We start from the raw sequence: 18,499 nt of genomic DNA on the forward strand, positions 1-18,499 counted from the left end.
GTCGCGACCTACTCACGTACTCGACGGGCCGAGCACGCGATCGGCGATGATCTTTCGGTGAATTTCGTTTGTCCCTTCACCGATCGTCAACAGCTGCGCATCGCGAAGATATCGTTCGGGATTGTACTCTTTCGTGTACCCGTTCCCACCAAGAATCTGAATCGCCTCATGGGCATTTTCGACGGCTGCTTCGCTGGAATACAGCTTGGCGATGCTCTCTTCCCGGCCCTTGTCCCCATGGCCGCGGTCAGCAAAGTCCGCGGCTCGCAGGGTAAGGAGGTTAGCGATGTCTGCCTTGACTTCCATCTCTGCAATTTTCCAGCGAATCCCCTGAAAGTCACCGATCGGCTGTCCGAACTGTTCTCGCTCTTTCGCATACGCTGTTGCGTCTTCGACGGCCGCACGTGCCATTCCCGAACACCGTGCAGCGACGTTGACGCGCCCGACGTTGAGGCCCTGTACCACATGCATGAATCCTTCGTTCTCCTCGCCGATCAGGTGTTCTTCCGGGACGCAAACGCCGTTCAAATGGAGATCACAGGACTGGACGCTATTGAGCCCGAGCGTATCCCATTCTTTCCCGATTTCGAAACCATCGGCATCGGTTGGAACGAGAAACGCGCTTATGTTGTGGTACCGATCACTTTCGGGGCCTGTCTTCGCAAGCACGGAAATGACGTCGGCATTCGGTGAGTTCGTAATCCAGCGTTTTTGACCGTTGATGACCCACTCGTCACCGTCACGCTCTGCCTGACACTCCATCGCTGCATTGTCACTTCCCGCGTTTGGCTCGGTCAGGCCGAAGGCTCCGACCGTATCGTACGTCGCCATCTCGGGGAGATAGGTCTCTTTGAGGTAGTCGTTCCCGTATTTCTGGATGAGCGAGGCGGTGATAACGTGAACATTGATCGCGCTTCCAAGCGCCATCAGTCCTTTCGAAAGCTCCTCGATGATCAGTGCATATTCGACCATTCCGTATCCCAGACCACCATACTCCTGGGGCAACGTCGTTCCCATGATCCCCTGGTCTGCGAGTTGTTGGAGCAATTCCGCTGGATACTCGTGGCCGCGATCGAGTTCCCTGGCGACCGGTTCGACTTCCTCTTCGACAAATACCTGAATAGCATCTCGCACTTGCCGCTGTTCTTCCGTTAGTTCGAAACGCATAGTGTGGTATCATAATAGACTTAGCCGAATTATATAAGCTTTCCTACGCCGACGAGTGTACGGCCGAACGAGTCGATCACTCCAGTCGCTTTTCGATGAACTGCCGGATTTAGGAAGGTGATCCAGACACAGGGTGTCTGCGGTAATCGAACACCTTTCTTCTCCGCTACGATCGTTCTGTTGTATCTTTTCCCTGATCGTCAGTTCTGATATTTGGTGGGTGAGATACCTGGTTATCAGTTAGGAAGGTCGACATTACTCGGTATCGTATTCGTAGAATCCGGCTCCAGCTGCTACCCCCGCATGACCCTCCTCAACCAACTGGACGAGGTATTCGGCGGGTTCGTAGCGGCTTTCACCGTATTTTTCGTGGAACGTAGAGAGCTTCTGTACGATCGTCCCCAAGCCGATTTCATCAGCACGTTCACAGATTCCAACCGGAAAGCCTGCGCCCAGTTGCATCCCTGTATCTATATCTTCGACAGTGGTGACGTCCTGTTCAAGTAGTTCGGCAGCTTTGTTGGCCATACAGGCTTCGACATGGAGCGTATCGAACGTGACGCCATCGCCCTGCTCATACATCGGGCCGTCACCGTTCTCGTAATCGTAGTACCCGACGCCTGCCTTGCGGCCGTACTCGCCGGCGTCAACCCGTTCTTGCATAACTGGTGGTATCGGGATGTCTCCCGCCTGTCGAACATCGTATGCAATGTCGATGCCGGACAGATCGGCGAGTTCGAACGGTCCCATCGGGTAGTTCCGACAGTGTACCATTGCAGCATCAGCTTCAGGTATCGTGGCCTCACCACGCGAAACCATCCACGCAGGTTCGTCGATGAACCCGTGCAGTATGTTGTTTACGACGAACCCGAATACGTCCTTTTGAACCTCGATCGGCTTCTTGTCGAGCGAGTTGACGAACGAAAGTGCCCTGTCGACTGTCTGGTCACTCGTTTTCGCACCGTAGATGACCTCGACGAGATCCATCTTCACTGGCGGATTGAAGAAGTGGAGACCGACCGCTCGTTCCGGTCGCGATATTTCGCTCGCTATCTTCGACACGGAGAGACTCGAGGTGTTCGACGCGAGAATGGCATCTGTCGATGCGTGGCCGTCAATATCCTCGAAGATTGTTCGCTTCAGCTCCAGATCCTCAGAGACTGCTTCGATGACGACGTCCGCGTTTTTTACTGCGGATGCTGTTTCGGTCTCCGTGTCGATACGACCGGCAACCGTATCTACTGACTCGATAACTCCATTTTCCGCCAACTTGTCGAGACTCCATTCGATACGTCGGTACCCTTCGGCGAGCGCGTCCGAATCAACGTCCTGGAGTGTGACCGAGTATCCAGCCATCGCGGTGATCTCCGCGATACCGTGGCCCATTGTCCCGGCACCAATGACTGTGACGTTCTGGATGCTTTCGACCGTCATGAGAGATAATCCTAGCTCATCCATCATAATTCCGTCGATAGGTAATGGGAGTAAACAGCTACAACACGTCGAACGCTTTGGCCTGTTCGACTATTTGGGCCGCTCGCTTCCGGTGTGCGATATCTACCATCTGACCGTCGAACTGGAAGACACCGTCGTCATCGCTTTCGTCGAATGCGTACAGTAATTCCCTTGCCTCCTCGGCTTCAGTCACGCTGGGTGTGAAGACGTTGTTTACGATCGGAACGTGATCCGGATGGACCACCTGGAAGCCTGTATACCCGTATTGTTTGACCATTTCGGCTTCGGCAGTGAGTCCGTCGGTATCCGCTACGTCGAGCCACGGCCCGGCAATAAACTGGTTGAGTCCTGCTGCTCGTCCTTCCATCAGCAGTTTCGAGAGGAAAAATCGACGTTCGTCGGCTCCTTTCGTCCATTCGAAACCCAGTGCTCGTTCGATATCTCCGCCTCGACTCGAGGCCCCAATCAGGGCGCTGACTCTATCGGTTGCCTCGCACAACTCTTCAGTTCGGGTAAAACCCCACGCTGTCTCCGGAAGCAGCGCGATCTGTATCGGCGTCTCCAGACCACGGATCGTCTCGAGATAGTCGATAACGTGGGCTATCCGATCGACGTTTTCTACGGTAGACAGTTTCGGTACGACGATCACATCGACCTCTTCTCGAACAATAGCGTCGATATCGGCGTCGAACTCGGTGGTATCCGGCGGATTCACTCGAACAGCGAATACCGTGTCTTCGGACGCGGCGTCCGGCAACGCTTCCGAAAGCACGTTTCGAGCGTGCGCTTTTTCCTCGGGTGGAACAGCATCTTCGAGGTCGTAGATGATTGCGTCAGCCTCGTACTTCGTAGGGGCTGAAGCGACCCACTCCGAGTTGTTCGCAGGTACGTACAACAGCGATCGAACCGGTTTCATGTCTGGAGATCAGCGGCGTCAGGTGCGTGCTTCATCAACGCGACCCGCGTGCACGAACAGACGGTTTCGCCGTCCTGATTGATACCGCGGTGCTCGAATGTCACGATGCCGCTGTCATCGCGGGACTCGCTAGTTCGCTTGTCGATAATTTCCGTTTCAGAATATACCGTATCGCCGACGAAAACCGGACGTGGAAACGAGATTTCTTCGAACCCGAGATTGGCCACCGTCGTTCCCATCGTCAGGTCAGTTACCTGCGCACCGACCACCACTGAAAGGGTAAACATACTGTTCATCAATCGTTCGCCGAACTCCGTCTCCTCAGCAAAATGGCGGTCAAGGTGGAGTGGTTGCATATTCAGTGATGACAACGTCCAGAGCGTATTGTCGAACTCGGTCATCGTTCGTCCTGGCCGGTGCTCGTAGATATCACCCACTTCTAGCTCTTCGTAGTACTTGCCACGTGCTTGGTATCGCATACCAATGATTGTTTTCGTATCTGGGAAATAAGCGTTGTCTTTTTCCTGCACAAACGAAATCGATTTATCGGTATCCGCTCGCGGTGTGATGACTGACCACTTTCTGAGGTTCCAACGACCCGCCAACGTCTGGGATCGTAACAGCCCGTTTGCTCTCGTGACACTCCATGTCCACGAAATCGACAGTGGCATTTTATTATAACAGCATGGTGGCGAATATAATCCATGGAGGTGTGATGGGTTATTTGTCGGTGTTCTCCCCTCTGTTCAGATAAAGAATTAAATATATGGGACAGAATTGGTAGTGGTGTATGCTCACTACTGACAAGCCGAATAGGCGAAAAATCTTGGCAATGACGGCTGCTGGCGCAGCTGGGGGGCTCGCGGGCTGTCTCGGCGGAGATAACAACGGCCCTAACGACGGATTCCGTCCGATCGAAGCATCCGAAATTCCGCCGGACGGGACGGAAGGCTCTGTAAACAGCTGGCACATCTTCAACGGCTGGATGGAAGCGATTACCGATTCGTTCGAAGATGAATACGGCTTGTCCGTCAATCATGCATTTCACGCCAGCCCGCAACCTGTCCGAGCAGAACTAAACCAGGGCAACAGTGAGATTGACGTCTCATTCGGACTACCGAATATCCTCCAGGAAGGACTCCAAGACGACAACAATTGGTTCGAGCCACTTCCAACAGAAATTATGGATGGGTGGGAGTCGAATCTCGAGGAAGTGAAAGAACTGGACGAAGAACACTTCACAAACGACGACGGCGATGTCGTCGCAATTAGTTACTCTAGTGACTGGGCTCCAGCACTAGTATACAATACCGACTACTTCGACGAACCACCGGATTCGTGGGACATCTTCTGGGAAGAGGATCTAGCAGGCGACATCGCACTCAGCCAACTCCACACCTATCCATGCCGAATCGCTGCGCTATACACGGGTCAGGATCCGACCGATCCCGATGATTTCGAAGAAATTGAAGAGGTACTCGTCCAACAACGGGACCTCAATCAGACGTACTGGGGTGATTTTTCGATGGCACAGGAGATGATGTCCCGTGAAGATATCGTCGCGACCGTCAATACGCCTGGCCGGGCATCGCTCTCTCGATTCCAGGACGACGCGCCAGTCGATTGGACGATTCCTCAGGAAGGAAGCGTTCTGGATTACGGACAGATGTTTATCCCGACAGGGGCACCCAACCCAAGAGGTGCGTTAGCATTCCTCGACTGGGCTCTTCGCCCCGAAAACCAGGTTCGACTGTTCACTGAACACGCAACTGCTCCGACTATTTCTGCGTTCGATGACTACGCTGAAGAACTGGATCTTTCACAGGAACAAATCGACTTCATCGACGACAGCGACCGAGTCCCAGACGACATACCTGATTATAATAATATCGAAGAAAGCGCCGAGGTAAACGCAGAATACGCCGATCTCTGGACGCGTGTGATGGGCGCATAAGCGACCGTCGTCATCGTCAGACCCGTTTGTCACCTTCCGAACGTTGTGAACTCGGAGTTATTGAGTATGCGGCTCACTTGTCCACTGTTCTGCTGGCCGAGACCACGATCGATTGCGAACCGAATTCCGGACAGAGAATCACGAAACCCTGGTTGCGTTCTATCAGCAAAACTAGGGAAATAACTATACCAAAAATTATATAATATGAGGTGTAGAAATGGTATCTCATGTCACACCATATCGAGATAAATAACCTCACAAAGCGCTATGGTTCGCTCATCGCTATTGACGATATTTCTTTTTCGGTCGAGAAAGGAAGTTTCGCAAGTATTGTCGGACCAAGTGGTTCCGGCAAGACTACAGCACTCCGCATGATTGCCGGGTTTGAAGACCCCACAAATGGAGGCATTGAGATTAATGGTCGTGATATCACGGACGACCCGCCATTCGAACGCGACGTCAATATGGTGTTTCAAAATCTGGCACTCTTTCCACATCTGACCGTTGCGGAAAACATCAAATATGGTCTCAAATACGGTGGGGAATCCTACTTGACCGAAGAAATTGATCGGAAAGTCGAGACGATGCTAGAGATGGTTAATCTCCCTGGCTATGGAGACCGAGACATTTCCGAATTAAGTGGCGGGGAGCAACAACGAATCGCGTTGGCAAGGGCTGTTGTCAAGGAACCAGAAATTCTACTCTTTGACGAGCCACTGGCCTCGCTAGACCGAAAACTGAGGCAAGAAATGAAGGTCGAACTCCAACGAATTCAATCCGAGACTGGAATCACATTTCTATATGTGACGCACGATCAAGAAGTAGCACTTTCCGTTTCTGACCAGATGATCGTAATGAAAGACGGCGAGATCGCACAGCGAGGTGAACCGAAAGAGATCTACGATCAGCCGACCTCTGCGTTCGTCGCCGATTTCATTGGTGATGCAAACATCGTCACAGGATCGATCGGCGAAATCGGTGAAGATTACGTCACTGTCGATATCGAGGGTGAGACTCTGCAGATCCCGGTTGAGGATACCATCAGCCGGGAGCTGATTGCCACTCGTTCTGTGGGAAGCGAGTTTGAGGTCGGGTTCCGACCACACGATGCGACACTGTCGAGTAAAAAGTTGCCTGAGAGACTCAGCTTTGGCGGGACAGTGACCGGCAAAACGTATGCTGGCGAAAAGTACCAGTATCTCGTCGATATCGAAAATAACACTATCACGATCAGTGATACGAGCGGCGAGTACAACATTGGTGACTCGATCTACGTCGGTTGCGATCACTCGGCCATCCACACGTTCGAGACGACGAAACAGAAACGCGAGGTCGAAGCATGAAGCAATATTCACACTGGATCGATCGACTGAAGCAGTTCAAACGATCGGACGACAGGACTGGACTGCTATTCGTCGTGGGGATTCCGTTTACCGTTCTCTTACTATTCTTCATCATTCCCCTCTTCTTGATGGTTAGACTGTCTTTTCTGGAAGACATGCCACCTGCGGCGTATACGCTCGAAAACTACGTTGCAATTTTCACCGAAGGTGTGTACGTCGACGTTATCCTGTTCACATTGTACGTCACAGTCATAACTACAGCAGTCGTTATCACTCTCGGCTACGTACTCGCATATTCGATCATCTATTTCTCCCGGAAAACAACATTTTTATTACTGATGGTGATTCTGCCCTTCTGGGTGAATTACATCGTTCGGATGTATGCCTGGATCAACATCTTACAGACCGACGGGCTGATTAACTGGATCGAGTCGTTGCTATTCTCGTCCGATCCCAGCGGGTATATGTTCACGACCACTGCAGTGCTGATCGGTTTCGTGTACATCTGGCTTCCGCTTTCGACACTCCCGATCTATGCTTCGATACAAGGACTGGACGATAACCTGAAAGAAGCAGCGAAAGATTTGGGGGCGGGACCGATCAGGACGTTCTTCACCGTGACGCTTCCACAGACAAAGAGTGGTGTCATTGCAGGTACAATTCTCGTGTTCATCCCAACGTTTGGAGCGTTCATTACCCCAAGCATGTTGGGTGGGACGGATCATCTGATGGTTGGAATGGTGATCGAAACCCAGTTCAACCAGGTCGGAAACTGGCCGCTTGCTGCAGCGATGGGAACGGTTCTAACGGTTATCGTGGTGGCTCTATTAGTGGTCGGATCGTACTTTTCAGATGACGTGGCTGGTGGAATCGGAGGTAGTGACAAATGAGTCTCCGTTCCAACGCGGCAGCGTACGTCGAGCGTGCTGTGGAACGACACGCGAAACGAATGGCGCAGGTTGCGCTTCTTGCCATAATGCTCTTCCTCTGGGTCCCGTTGCTTATCGTTACGATCATGTCCTTTTCCGACTCCGGTGTCCTCGCGTTCCCACCCGATAGGTTCACACTCGACTGGTATCATACGTTCTTCGGGGACAGCACTGCGAGAGACGCCACGATTACCTCGGTAAAGGTAAGTCTCGTTTCTGTGCCGATTGCCGTCATCCTCAGTACGCTGGCTGCCTACGGGCTGACAAATTATAAGTTCCGAGGGAAAGATGGGTTCAATCTTCTCTTGATCCTCCCGATCATCGTCCCCCTCGTCGTGACGGCAGCAGCCCTGTTTACCTTCCTCAACACGGTCGGCATCGGGTCCGGATTTACTAGTGTCGTAATTGCTCACATCGTGCGAGCGGTCCCCTTTGCTGCGATCGTAATCATCCCGTCGTTCTTGAGTCTCGATAAGTCGCTCGAAGAGGCTTCGATGGACCTGGGCGCGTCGCGCGTTCAAACGTTTATAAGAGTGACGCTTCCTAACGTCCTGCCCGGCATTATCGCTGGGACGTTGCTGGCATTTGCCATTTCGTTCAACGAATTTGTCTATACACTCTTCGTCCGTGACACGGCGACGCAGACGCTCCCGATTTATATCTGGAACGAAATCCAGTTCGGCGCATCACCGGAGGTAAACGTCATCAGCGTGTTGTTCATCGTTATCTCACTCATCGCTGTGATCTTCGCAGTGGTCTTTACGCGCGTCGAACGATTGATCACTACGTGACCGATCTCGCCGATACGAATCGGTTATAGATCTCTGAACTGCGGCTCGCGATCTTCGAGGAACGAACGAACGCCCTCTTCGTGCTCGGGTGTTCCCATCATTGCACCCTGTGCGATCGCTTCGTTGTCGAGTACTGACTCGAACGGCAAGTGTTGTGCATCGTCGATCAGCCGCTTTGACTGACGAAGGGCACGAGTTGGACCGTCAGCGATCGTTTCGATGATCTCCTCTGCGTTCTCGTCGAACTCCTCATCCGCGAAGACGTGGTTGAATATGCCGATGTCTGCCCCTCGGTCGGCGTCGACCAGCTCTCCTGTATACACCAGCTCTTTCGCAACGTTCGAGCCGACCAGCCGTGGCAGGAAGTAGGATACACCCGTATCGACCGTGAGCCCGACCTGTCTGAACCCGAACCCAATTCGGGCTGTTTCGCTGGCGAGCAATAGGTCACACGCCAAAGCGAGGCTCGCACCGGCACCGACTGCCAGCCCATCGATCTTCGCTACAGTTGGAACTGACGCCCGAAAGAGTCTCGTAACGACTCTGTTCGCACCACTCGAGAGCCGTTCTGCTTGCTCCATTACTTGCACATCAGTACCGACTCGCTCTTTCATCCCGTCGATATCACCACCGGCCGAGAACGCCTCTCCGCGCCCTTCGAGGACAATACACCGTACGTCGTCACGTTCCTGTACTTCGTCGAGAGCTGTGAGAATTTCGTCCCCCATCGACGGGACGTACGCGTTGTATTTCTCTGGCCGATTCAATTCAATGCGCGCAATCCCCTCTGAAAGTTCGAACGAGACGGTATTGGATTCACTCATCTGTATCCCTCCCCCCGATCTGTACGGGCTGTGGTGAACGAACGGATCGAGACGAAGTCGTGCCGGACCATTGGAAGCTACCACGGCTGGTGCGTGGTGTTCTCTCACACATGTCGGTCAAAATAATTCATGCGCAACCAAAATGGTATCGATTACTCACCAATCATTTTCTTATATTGGTCAACGTGATTTTACATACGCTTGACCGATCGTGTCAGGCGTTCGTCTGCCACCTGAGTATCCTCTTTCTGGATAGGGAATTCGCCTGCCCCCTGACGGGCGTTATCGACGGATCGCTATTTTCACTTTCAGTCACTCTAATCGCGACGGACGATCTTTCCGAGCCTGTCGCGAGCAGTCTGAAGCGTCGTCCCGATATCTGCTGTCGGTGATCTGTGAGTCTCCCCCCGGTGATTGTCCGATAGCGTTCGCACCAGATCCAGAATCGCATTTGAGTTCGTTTCGGTGGTCGTATCCGGATGCATCGACGAGTCACCGGGCGAATCTGTTGGCTCGACGATCATCGCCTCACACTCCAAACAGGTGAAATATGTGTTCTTCCCGTTGTCGCTCCCAACCCGGGTCAGTGATTCATGCGTACATCCGTCGGTATCGCCGATCGCTATACAGTTGTCTGTTGCTTTTATTTCATCTTCCCTCATGTTGCCTGAATCGTCGTTGTCCATGCTGGCCCATTGAGGTGGCAGGCTTTCAAAATTGTCATCACTGTTTGACACTACCGGAATGTATAGCCACAATCAATGTTGGCACTGTAGACAGGAGCTGTTACCGGTTGACTCGGTTGACCTACTTCGTAACCGGGAAGCCAACCAGAATTACGGGTGTGTAAACTCGATCGCCACCCCCTGTCCGAATCCGACGCAGGCCGTCGCAATACCACGGTCGGTTCCTCGTCGTTGCATCTCGTGGACTAGCGTAACTGGAAGCCGGGCACCGGAAGCGCCAAGCGGATGTCCGATCGCAATAGCACCGCCGTTGACATTGAACGAGTCGTCATCGATACCCAGTTGGCGCTTGCAGTAGACCGTCTGGCTGGCAAACGCTTCGTTGAGTTCTACGAGCCCGTAATCCGACATCGAACGGTCAGTCCGATCGAGAATTTCCCGGACCGCGGGCACTGGCCCGATCCCCATCACGTGCGGATCGACGCCAACGACAGAGTGTTGGCCGACGTGAGCGAGAATATCCAGGCTATAGTCATCAGCGAAGGACTGACTGGTGACCATCACGGCCGCTGCACCGTCGCTCATCTGTGAAGAGTTACCTGCGGTGACTGTACCGTTCTCTTCGAATACGGGTGGCAGGGATGCCAGTTTCTCTGCGGTTGTCCCTGGTCGAAGCCCTTCGTCTTCTGTAATGATTTCCTCACCGTTGTCGATCGGAACGATTTCGTCGTCGAATCGACCCTCTCTGGTCGCGTCGACGGCTCGTTTCTGGCTGGTCGCTGCATATTCGTCCTGTGTTTCTCTCGAGACGCCGTACTGTTCGGCGACGGTTTCTGCAGTCTGACCCATGGCCAGCTCGTCGAGATCGTACGCGTTATCCAACCCTGGAATTTGGCTCCGGTCTTCTGCCCGCTCGACGCGAGTCATGCTTTCGACACCGCCTGCGATGATGCATTGACGCTGGCCTGCACGAATGGCGTCGGCAGCACTCATAATCGCATGCGCAGACGAAGCACACTGGCGGTCAATAGTTGCAGCGGGAACCGATTCCCCGAGGTCGGAGAGGAGTGTGATCGTTCGTGCAATATTGTTCCCCTGTTCACCTTCTTGCTTGACACACCCCCACTGTAGATCGTCGACCTGCTCGCCCGAGAGGCCAGTGTCGTTCAAAAGGGCGTTCACGACGGGAATCGAAAGCTGTTCACTACGGATATCGGCGAAGATACCATTCTTTTTTCCCTGTGGCGTCCGGCACAAACTTACGAGTACGGGCTCCATGCCATCAGTAATAGGTGGTAAGAGATTAAATTTTTTTGGGTGTTCCGTGGCTTCGGTTTTAGTCAACGATCAATATCATCGGCGTGGTTCAGTCACAACCCGGTCCGTCCGTATTCAACTCTGGTATTCCTCTCCTTTTCGTCCTGTCATCTCTTCTATCTGGATTGCAACGCGCGTTACGTCCGACATCGGTTCAGTGGGCGGGTAGAGCGTCGGAAACAACGCATTATCGTCCAGTACCTCTTTTGCGTATTTGTCATCCGTCACTTCCTCCAGCATGCCGTTTACAACGGTGCTTTTCCACTTTAGGCGGGTTTCGACGTGATATGCGGTCAGCGACACATGCTCGGTGTCAGTTATGTAATCTACTTTCTTGCTCTCGTCTCCGAACGTGATCAGATTCATGAAAATGCGATCACCATCGTATCCAAACGACATCGGAACACCATACGCTTCACCACACCCCATTAGCGACAATATCCCGTGTCCCTGTTCGTAGAGAAAGTCGTCTATTTCATCCTTTCCCATTTCTATGCCCCTCATTCGCTCTTCGGTCTCAATCATAGGACAACTGGAACTTCCTCCGTCAGCTGTTCATATGTGAACATACTTCTAATCGGCTGGGAACCAAGCTAGACATTATATAATGAACCGATCTGATAGCCATGGTCTCTACAGTGTGACCACCTACCGGCTTCGACCTGACGACTCGTCACGGGTACTGGACACCAGAGCGCAGTCGTGGGTGTTATACTGTCGGACAGAACTGTTATGAGAATTCGCCGCTCCTGTCAGGCGAATTCTCTTCAGAGACTTCTGCCCGGCAGTATTACCCCACATTCGAATTTCGACATTGGAGCATTCCGTTCCCCCGATAGGTTATGATACATTCGTCGTGCTGGTTGTATCCTGAGATCCGACTCCTGATATTCCCGTATGCATCAGGACTGGAATCCCGTGACTTATCGACAATTTCGTACTCGATTCGAAGCGTGTCTCCTACGTATAGTGGGTCAATCCACTTCAATTCTTCAATGCCCCTACCGATGCCGGCTCCCCACCCGGCTTCGTTCAGGATTTCGAGACTTAACCGGTGGCACAACGCCGCTGTATGCCAGCCGCTGGCAACGAGGTCTCCGAACATCGTATCCTTCGCTGCACTGGGTTCCGTATGGAATGGTTGCGGGTCGAACTGCGTAGCGAAGTCGACGATGTCCTCCTCGGTAACGGCAACCGCCCTCGATTCATACGATTCACCCACTTTGACATCCTCGAAGTATTTCACGGTCTATTACCCACTACCAGTACGCTGTATTTGACAACACCGATTCTGCTACGGTCCGCGTTTGCTTAATAGTCCACGATACCCGGGACAATTTTTCCCGCTGAAGAACGCGTTGTCCCTCGTCGTTCCGGCCTTTCTTTCCAGAAGGGACGAGCCCTACTAGCGGATACCTGTGCTGTTTACGGACCTGTTCATCGCATTCGAACAATACCTTTCTATCCTCGCTCCTGGACAGGAAGATATCAAGAGAACACTTTACGTATAGAGGGTATCGTCATACTCGCCGTCTCCTCAGGGACGACTTCGCCTGACTCGGGTTTCTGTCCCAACTATAGTAGCTACTGAACATCACTGCACACCTAAGCCAGGATAACGTTGCGATCGGTGTATGAATTATTTCAGTACCGACTATAGTGCAGACGTCATGGGAATCGCGTATCTATTACTCGTGATGCCATCCGATGATGGCCGATTCATTTCCAAGAACGCCCTGTTTATCCGTACATATACCCAAGGTTAACTTCAACAATGTTCGAAATCTGGAATAATTCTTGTCCTAATGAATTATTTTTTTCAAACTCATCGACTCGCATTCGACTCGACGGTCCGAAAAGATTGATTGCACCTTTTACCGTTTCCCCATCGAGGATTGGAACGGCAATCCCACTGAGTCCTTCTTTGTGTTCTTCAGCGTCGGTGGCGTATCCCTGTTCGACAATTCGGTCGAACTCTTCATACAATGCTTCGCGGTCGGTATAGGTATTTTCCGTCCGCTGTTCTAGCCCGTGCGTTTCGATATACTTCTCCTTTTCCTCGTCAGGGAAGTGCGCGAGAATGGCTTTTCCGGCGGCAATAGTGTGCATCGGGAACCACTGCCCCGCAAACGGCTCAAGTTCAATCGCTTTTTCGCCTTTTGACGTGTACAATGTTACTGCTTTGAAACGCTCTTCGATGACGATTGAAGCCTGCTCTCCTGTCGCATTGGCTAGGTCGTCTATTTTATGTTTTGCAACGTTAAACAGCTCCATCCGGTTTCTCGTTAGTTCACCCAGCGCAATGAAACGGGTGCTCGTCTGGTATTTTTGCCCATCGTTGATAACGTATCCGAGCTGTTCGAGACTGCGAAGATGCCCATGGACCGTCGTTTTTGGCGCATCGAGTTTCTCGGTAATCTCTTGTACGCTCAATTCTCCTTCTTTGACCAATTCCTCAATTATATCGAAGGTCTTTCGAGTCGATTCGACGGGAAGTTTTTCTGCCATGTGAGACCCATGTGGCTGTAACAACTTATGGTATACGTTAACGCCGGATACCTTCCTGACAAGAAATGGTACTCGATAGTGGCACTAGGTGGAAGAAAACGTCTCTTATCACTTCGTACTGGCGTTTTTCCGGTGATGAAACCCATCTGTTATTATCGAACGCTCTTTCCTGTTTCACGTGATTATCGATTCCCTCTCTACCAACAGCAACCTACTGGAAACCGCACTCCGAGTGCTTGAAAATGCGGTCCACAGCTGAGGCTACCAAAGTCAGTGGCTATTACAGCCACTTGATCTCGCCGCCTCACAGTTGCAATACCTGGCTAGCCGTAGTACCATACTACTACACCGAACAGCTCTGGAGATTGCGCATCACCATCCGAATCGGGATACGTACTTCCACCAGTAGTCACTGAAACCATTCACACGTCGATCGGATAGCTGTCGTGTGATCGGGTGCCAATTGGCTGTCGGTAGCTACTATCGCTACCGGTCCGTTGCTGTTTTAATCACTCCATGTGCGGCTAGCGCCTCAATTGTCTCTGGATCGTACCCGATCGAAGACAGCAACGTTTCGGTGTCTTCACCACACGACGGTGCGTCTTTTTTTGTCCTATCTCCTCGATCACCGAATGTGTGTTTGAACGCGAGTTCTTTGGCGGACCAATGATCTTCGGACTCTTCACTCCCTGTCTCCTCAAACAGGCCCCGTTTACGCAGATGCGGATCAGAAAATATCTCCTCGAAATCGTTTACCGGCCCGGCGGGTACGTCGTGCTCGTCGAAGATTTGCAACCACTCGTCACGCGGCCGTTCTGCGATCGTGGCTGCTAGCATCTCTACGAGTGCCTCTTGTTTCGATTCATCGACGTCGCTCGAAAAATCGACGTTCTCGTCGCTGATCGATTCGAGGTCCGTTGCGGTGCAGAGATTCTTCCAGAACCGATCTTCGAGAGCACCAATGGTCAGAAGCTTGCCATCTGCTGCTTGATACACACGGTATCCAGGATGATACCCAGTTAGTACCGTTTCCCCTCGTTTCGGTGATTCGCTGCCTCCGAGCAACCGATCTGCGTAGGTCATCGAAAATGACGCGACGACGTCGGCCATACTTACATCAAGGTGTACTGGCTCTCCAGCGCGACCTGCCAGAGCAGCCGTGATCGCCGTACTCGCGTACAGCGCACCGGCGAGATCGGCGATCGGATAGCCGGGTACGGTCGGTTGGCCGTCTTGCTCTCCCGTGAGCGACAGTAGTCCTCCGATCCCGATGTAGTTGATATCGTGCCCGGGTCGTTCGGAGTACGGGCCATCCTGGCCGTAGCCAGTTAACGAGCAGTAGACGACCTCTTCGTTGGCTTCCCGGACGTCATCGTATCCCACACCGAGGCGGTCGGCCGTTCCCGGACGAAACCCTTCGAGTACCACGTCGGCGCTGGCGGCCAGGGACAGGCACGCCTCTCGTCCTCGATCGTCTTTTAGATCGATCGCGACACTGCGTTTGCCCCGGTCACGAAGTAATTGTGCGGCACCCCGTCCGTCGATTTTTGGGGGTCGGTGTCGGCTTGGGTTCCCGTGGGCTGGATGTTCGACCATAACTATTTCTGCCCCGAGGTCCGCAAGCAACGAGGTTGTATACTGGCCGGGTAACAGCCGGGATAGGTCCAAGATACGGATGTTTTCGAGGAAGTCGTGCATAGCGCACTAGTCTCGACCGACGAACAAATATATTTATGATTAGCGCAGCCCGTACTCGCGTGCCGCTTCTCGGAGCTCTGTTCGGTCGTCCGGGTGGGCGACTGCAACGAGGTCGCTCGCTCGTTCGCGGGTCGTCCGTCCCGTCAGCCTCGCAACGCCGTATTCAGTGACGACCGCGTCGATAGCATACCGCGGTGTCGTTACAATCTCCCTGTCAGGAAGTGCACCGATAATTTTTGAGATTCCGTTCGACGCACGCGATTCGAGCGCGATGATCGCACGCCCTTCCGGATCGTTACTCGCTGCCGTCATGAACGCGGACTGTCCACCGACGCCTGCAACCTGCCGTCCACCGAGCGTCTCGGCGTTGATTTGTCCAGTGAGATCTACCTGAAGTGCTGAATTAATCGCGACGAGATTTGTCTGCTCGGTGAGCTTTGCGGGTGCATGTGAGACTGACCCACTCACGAATCTAATATCCTCCACACTCTGTACCCAGTCGTAAAACGATTCGGTGCTACCGATCGCTACGCAGCCAGTAGCACGAGTGACGCACTCGTTTTCGACCATTGGTCGGACGCTCTCTCCGACGAGACCGGTCCACAACGAGTAGGGGCCTCCGGTAGCGAGTCTCTCGCCAATCGACTCCATGAGACCACCTACCCCGAGCTGGACCGTCGCGGTTTCCGGCACGAGCGGGCGCAGATTCTCGGCGATATCGGCTGCGACATCACTGGTGGTCAGATCGAGCGTGGGAAGGCCCGATTCCGAACTCAGGAGATGATCGATTTTCGAACGCTCGATCCGTCCAGATTGCGTCGGCGATGGAACTCGCGGATTCGTTTCGACGATCGTTACGTCACCGGTCTCGACGAGCGATCTTCCGAACGTGGACAAACAGCCGATCGGATGATCCTCGTCGTCCGTTCCTGGTGGTGTCTGGACGATTCCCACCGTGCGCCGGTTCGGTCTAAGGGCGGGACTCTGCGCTGTCTGGTAGACCGTGCGTGGAACGTAGGAAATGTCGCCGTCGGTTACAAGGTCGCGCACACCTGATGGCACCATCGAGAGCTGTACCGAAATTCCATCGTGATTCGCGAGCGCCCTGAGCAGTGACGAGTCAGCATAGGGGTAGCCAAAAACCGTGACGACCACGTCTCTCAAGTCGTCACGTTCCAACGCGGATTCGAGCGTAGCCGTGGGTCGCGACGTGTCGACAACGATTTCGTCGCCTGGCCGTATCTGTGCTGCCGCTCGCGTCGCGTTCGTCGGTGTAACCATAGTTACTGCCCCCGACGTGATGATCGTATTACCATGGTCTCAGTTATTACTGCACAAAGTGATAACAGTATCGTAACCGCATCCCCACCGGCGATGATTTTCTCGGTCCCGGTCGACACGGCACCCAGTTTGGAGTCGTGTTTCGTGTCGTCCACTGGCGAGGCCGTCCATCAAAAGCGCTGTTGAGTTTGTCGCTGATGGTCGGCCAGGAGATCGAACTGCCGGTACGCGGAAGTCGGTGTCGATTACGCGAGGTGTGGCATTCCGTCCCGTTTCACTATCCGTGCGATCGTGTTTCGCTGTATTTCGTCCGTTCCCCCTCCGATTCGAAGCCCTCGTACCATGCGATAGAGATACTCGAGTGGATGACCGTTCATGTAGCCGTTGGCTCCGTGGATCTGGAGTGACTCGTCTACGATATGGTCTGCTGCTTCACCAGAGTGGAGGAAGGCGATGGTGGATTCGAGCGGATTGGGAATACTGCCGTTCTCGACTGCGTTGAGGGCTGACTGGTGGACGATCGCTCGCGAGGTCTCGACCTGTTTCGCCATCTCCGCGATTTTCCACTCGATACCCTGAAAGTCGAGAACTGGTTGGCCGAACTGCTCGCGTTGCGTTCCGTACTCGAGGGCTTTGTCGAGCGCACACAGGGCGATTCCGTTCGTCATCGCTGCTGTCGACAGTCGCTCCCAGTTCAAGGCCTGCATGTGCTTCCGGAACCCATCCGAACCACTGGTTAGGACGTGGTCGTCAGACACCCGGGCGTTGTCGAGAAAAAACTGTGTTTGGACGTTCCCTGCCATGTTTTCGAAGTGATTTGCCACTTCGATTCCGGGTTCGTCCAGGTCGACGACGACTGTGCCAAGACCATCAGCAAACTTTCCCCAAACCACGACAGCGGTCGCGTCTGGATACTCGCTCACCCAGATTTTCTCACCGTTTATCACTACTTCGTCGCCATCCCGTTCGATAGTCGTCTCCATCGCGTTGAGGTCCGAACCGGCCTCGGGTTCGGACATCGCGACTGCAACGTAGTCTGTCCCGTCGATGATCCCCGGGAGATACTTTTCTTTTATCATGTCCGAACCAAACATATCGATGGCTCGTGGTGCGACGTTGTGGCCGTTCATGAACAACGCAGTATCCGGACAGACTCGAGCGACGGCTTCGATGACCAGTAGAGACTCCAGTTCGCTCATCCCCTCGCCACCGTACTCCGTCCCAAAACTGATACCGAGATATCCCTGTTCAGCGAGAAGTTCGACGTTTTCCCACGGGACATCACCGTTCCACTCGAAGGCTTTGTCTGTAAATTCGCTCTCTGCCAACTCTCTGGCTGCCTTTACTACCATTTGCTGTTCGTCGGACAGGGTGATCATACCTCTTTTTAAATCCAGTAGGGCTAGTATTTAATGATTTGGGTAAACACGACACACACCGATTTTCGATTCCGTCCGTGCGGACTTATTGGATAGCTTATGGTGGTGAAATCAACTATTAGAACGATAGAGGGCGAACGCGGCAAATGGTCTATAATAGATGTGTTTCTGGACGACCAGACCGGCCGACCCGAACAACACCAGAAGTTCGACTCTCTAGTCGGCGGTACCCTGGCGTACCGATACCCGTT

The 18,499-nt window shown here is 53.2% G+C and carries 17 protein-coding genes; 4 read left to right on the top strand and 13 right to left on the bottom strand.

Translation table 11 applies throughout. From position 1 onward, the window contains the following. Positions 1-12: 12 nt before the first annotated feature. The 4 genes from MUN73_RS20505 to MUN73_RS20520 all read right to left on the bottom strand — a co-directional run bounded on the left by MUN73_RS20505 (position 13) and on the right by MUN73_RS20520 (position 4,017). Positions 13-1,167 (bottom strand): acyl-CoA dehydrogenase family protein, encoded by a 1,155-nt coding sequence (locus MUN73_RS20505; RefSeq protein WP_250142385.1) that lies wholly within the window; start codon positions 1,165-1,167, stop codon positions 13-15. A gap of 255 nt (positions 1,168-1,422) precedes the next feature. Next, on the bottom strand, positions 1,423-2,601 hold the full coding sequence (locus MUN73_RS20510; RefSeq protein WP_250142386.1) for a 3-hydroxyacyl-CoA dehydrogenase: 1,179 nt from the start codon (positions 2,599-2,601) through the stop codon (positions 1,423-1,425). A 58-nt stretch (positions 2,602-2,659) separates the two neighbouring features. Continuing rightward, on the bottom strand, positions 2,660-3,538 hold the full coding sequence (locus MUN73_RS20515; RefSeq protein ID WP_250142387.1) for an HpcH/HpaI aldolase/citrate lyase family protein: 879 nt from the start codon (positions 3,536-3,538) through the stop codon (positions 2,660-2,662). After that, positions 3,535-4,017: a MaoC family dehydratase gene (locus tag MUN73_RS20520; RefSeq protein WP_250142388.1), complete on the bottom strand. Its 483-nt coding sequence runs from the start codon at positions 4,015-4,017 to the stop codon at positions 3,535-3,537. The genes MUN73_RS20515 and MUN73_RS20520 overlap by 4 nt, the downstream gene beginning before the upstream one ends. 311 nt (positions 4,018-4,328) lie before the next feature. Between MUN73_RS20520 and MUN73_RS20525 the strand changes: the two genes are divergently transcribed. From MUN73_RS20525 to MUN73_RS20540, 4 genes are all read left to right on the top strand, one after another. Continuing rightward, positions 4,329-5,492, top strand: a complete 1,164-nt coding sequence (locus MUN73_RS20525; protein WP_250142389.1) for an ABC transporter substrate-binding protein — start codon at positions 4,329-4,331, stop codon at positions 5,490-5,492. Positions 5,493-5,719: 227 nt separating this feature from the next. Further along, positions 5,720-6,835: an ABC transporter ATP-binding protein gene (locus tag MUN73_RS20530; protein WP_250142390.1), complete on the top strand. Its 1,116-nt coding sequence runs from the start codon at positions 5,720-5,722 to the stop codon at positions 6,833-6,835. Next, the gene (locus MUN73_RS20535; protein ID WP_250142391.1) at positions 6,832-7,725 is read left to right on the top strand and encodes an ABC transporter permease; all 894 of its coding nucleotides are present in this window, start codon (positions 6,832-6,834) and stop codon (positions 7,723-7,725) included. Before MUN73_RS20530 ends, MUN73_RS20535 begins: the two co-directional genes overlap by 4 nt. Continuing rightward, positions 7,722-8,555 carry an ABC transporter permease gene (locus tag MUN73_RS20540; RefSeq protein WP_250142392.1) on the top strand — a complete coding sequence of 278 codons (834 nt, stop codon included), beginning with the start codon at positions 7,722-7,724 and terminating at the stop codon, positions 8,553-8,555. The genes MUN73_RS20535 and MUN73_RS20540 overlap by 4 nt, the downstream gene beginning before the upstream one ends. A gap of 23 nt (positions 8,556-8,578) precedes the next feature. Here the strand turns inward: MUN73_RS20540 and MUN73_RS20545 are convergent, their stop codons facing one another. The 9 genes from MUN73_RS20545 to MUN73_RS20585 all read right to left on the bottom strand — a co-directional run bounded on the left by MUN73_RS20545 (position 8,579) and on the right by MUN73_RS20585 (position 18,248). Beyond that, positions 8,579-9,379, bottom strand: coding sequence for an enoyl-CoA hydratase/isomerase family protein (locus MUN73_RS20545; protein WP_250142393.1), 801 nt, complete (start codon positions 9,377-9,379; stop codon positions 8,579-8,581). Between the two features lie 317 nt (positions 9,380-9,696). Then, entirely contained in the window at positions 9,697-10,065 is a 369-nt protein-coding gene (locus MUN73_RS20550) for a hypothetical protein (RefSeq protein WP_250142394.1), read from the bottom strand. A gap of 150 nt (positions 10,066-10,215) precedes the next feature. After that, entirely contained in the window at positions 10,216-11,343 is a 1,128-nt protein-coding gene (locus tag MUN73_RS20555) for a thiolase family protein (protein ID WP_250142395.1), read from the bottom strand. A 114-nt stretch (positions 11,344-11,457) separates the two neighbouring features. After that, positions 11,458-11,907: a pyridoxamine 5'-phosphate oxidase family protein gene (locus MUN73_RS20560; protein ID WP_250142396.1), complete on the bottom strand. Its 450-nt coding sequence runs from the start codon at positions 11,905-11,907 to the stop codon at positions 11,458-11,460. Positions 11,908-12,172: 265 nt separating this feature from the next. Continuing rightward, positions 12,173-12,628, bottom strand: coding sequence for a MaoC family dehydratase (locus MUN73_RS20565; protein WP_250142397.1), 456 nt, complete (start codon positions 12,626-12,628; stop codon positions 12,173-12,175). 494 nt (positions 12,629-13,122) lie between these two features. Next, complete coding sequence (locus tag MUN73_RS20570) at positions 13,123-13,890, bottom strand: IclR family transcriptional regulator (protein ID WP_250142398.1); 768 nt, start codon at positions 13,888-13,890, stop codon at positions 13,123-13,125. Positions 13,891-14,376: 486 nt separating this feature from the next. Next, on the bottom strand, positions 14,377-15,588 hold the full coding sequence (locus MUN73_RS20575) for a CaiB/BaiF CoA transferase family protein (protein WP_250142399.1): 1,212 nt from the start codon (positions 15,586-15,588) through the stop codon (positions 14,377-14,379). A 39-nt stretch (positions 15,589-15,627) separates the two neighbouring features. Further along, positions 15,628-16,869, bottom strand: coding sequence for an acetyl-CoA hydrolase/transferase C-terminal domain-containing protein (locus MUN73_RS20580; RefSeq protein WP_250142400.1), 1,242 nt, complete (start codon positions 16,867-16,869; stop codon positions 15,628-15,630). A 245-nt stretch (positions 16,870-17,114) separates the two neighbouring features. After that, positions 17,115-18,248 (bottom strand): acyl-CoA dehydrogenase family protein, encoded by a 1,134-nt coding sequence (locus tag MUN73_RS20585; RefSeq protein ID WP_250142401.1) that lies wholly within the window; start codon positions 18,246-18,248, stop codon positions 17,115-17,117. Positions 18,249-18,499 lie beyond the last annotated feature (251 nt).

It is taken from the genome of Halosolutus amylolyticus (assembly GCF_023566055.1).
GTDB lineage: Archaea > Halobacteriota > Halobacteria > Halobacteriales > Natrialbaceae > Halosolutus > Halosolutus amylolyticus.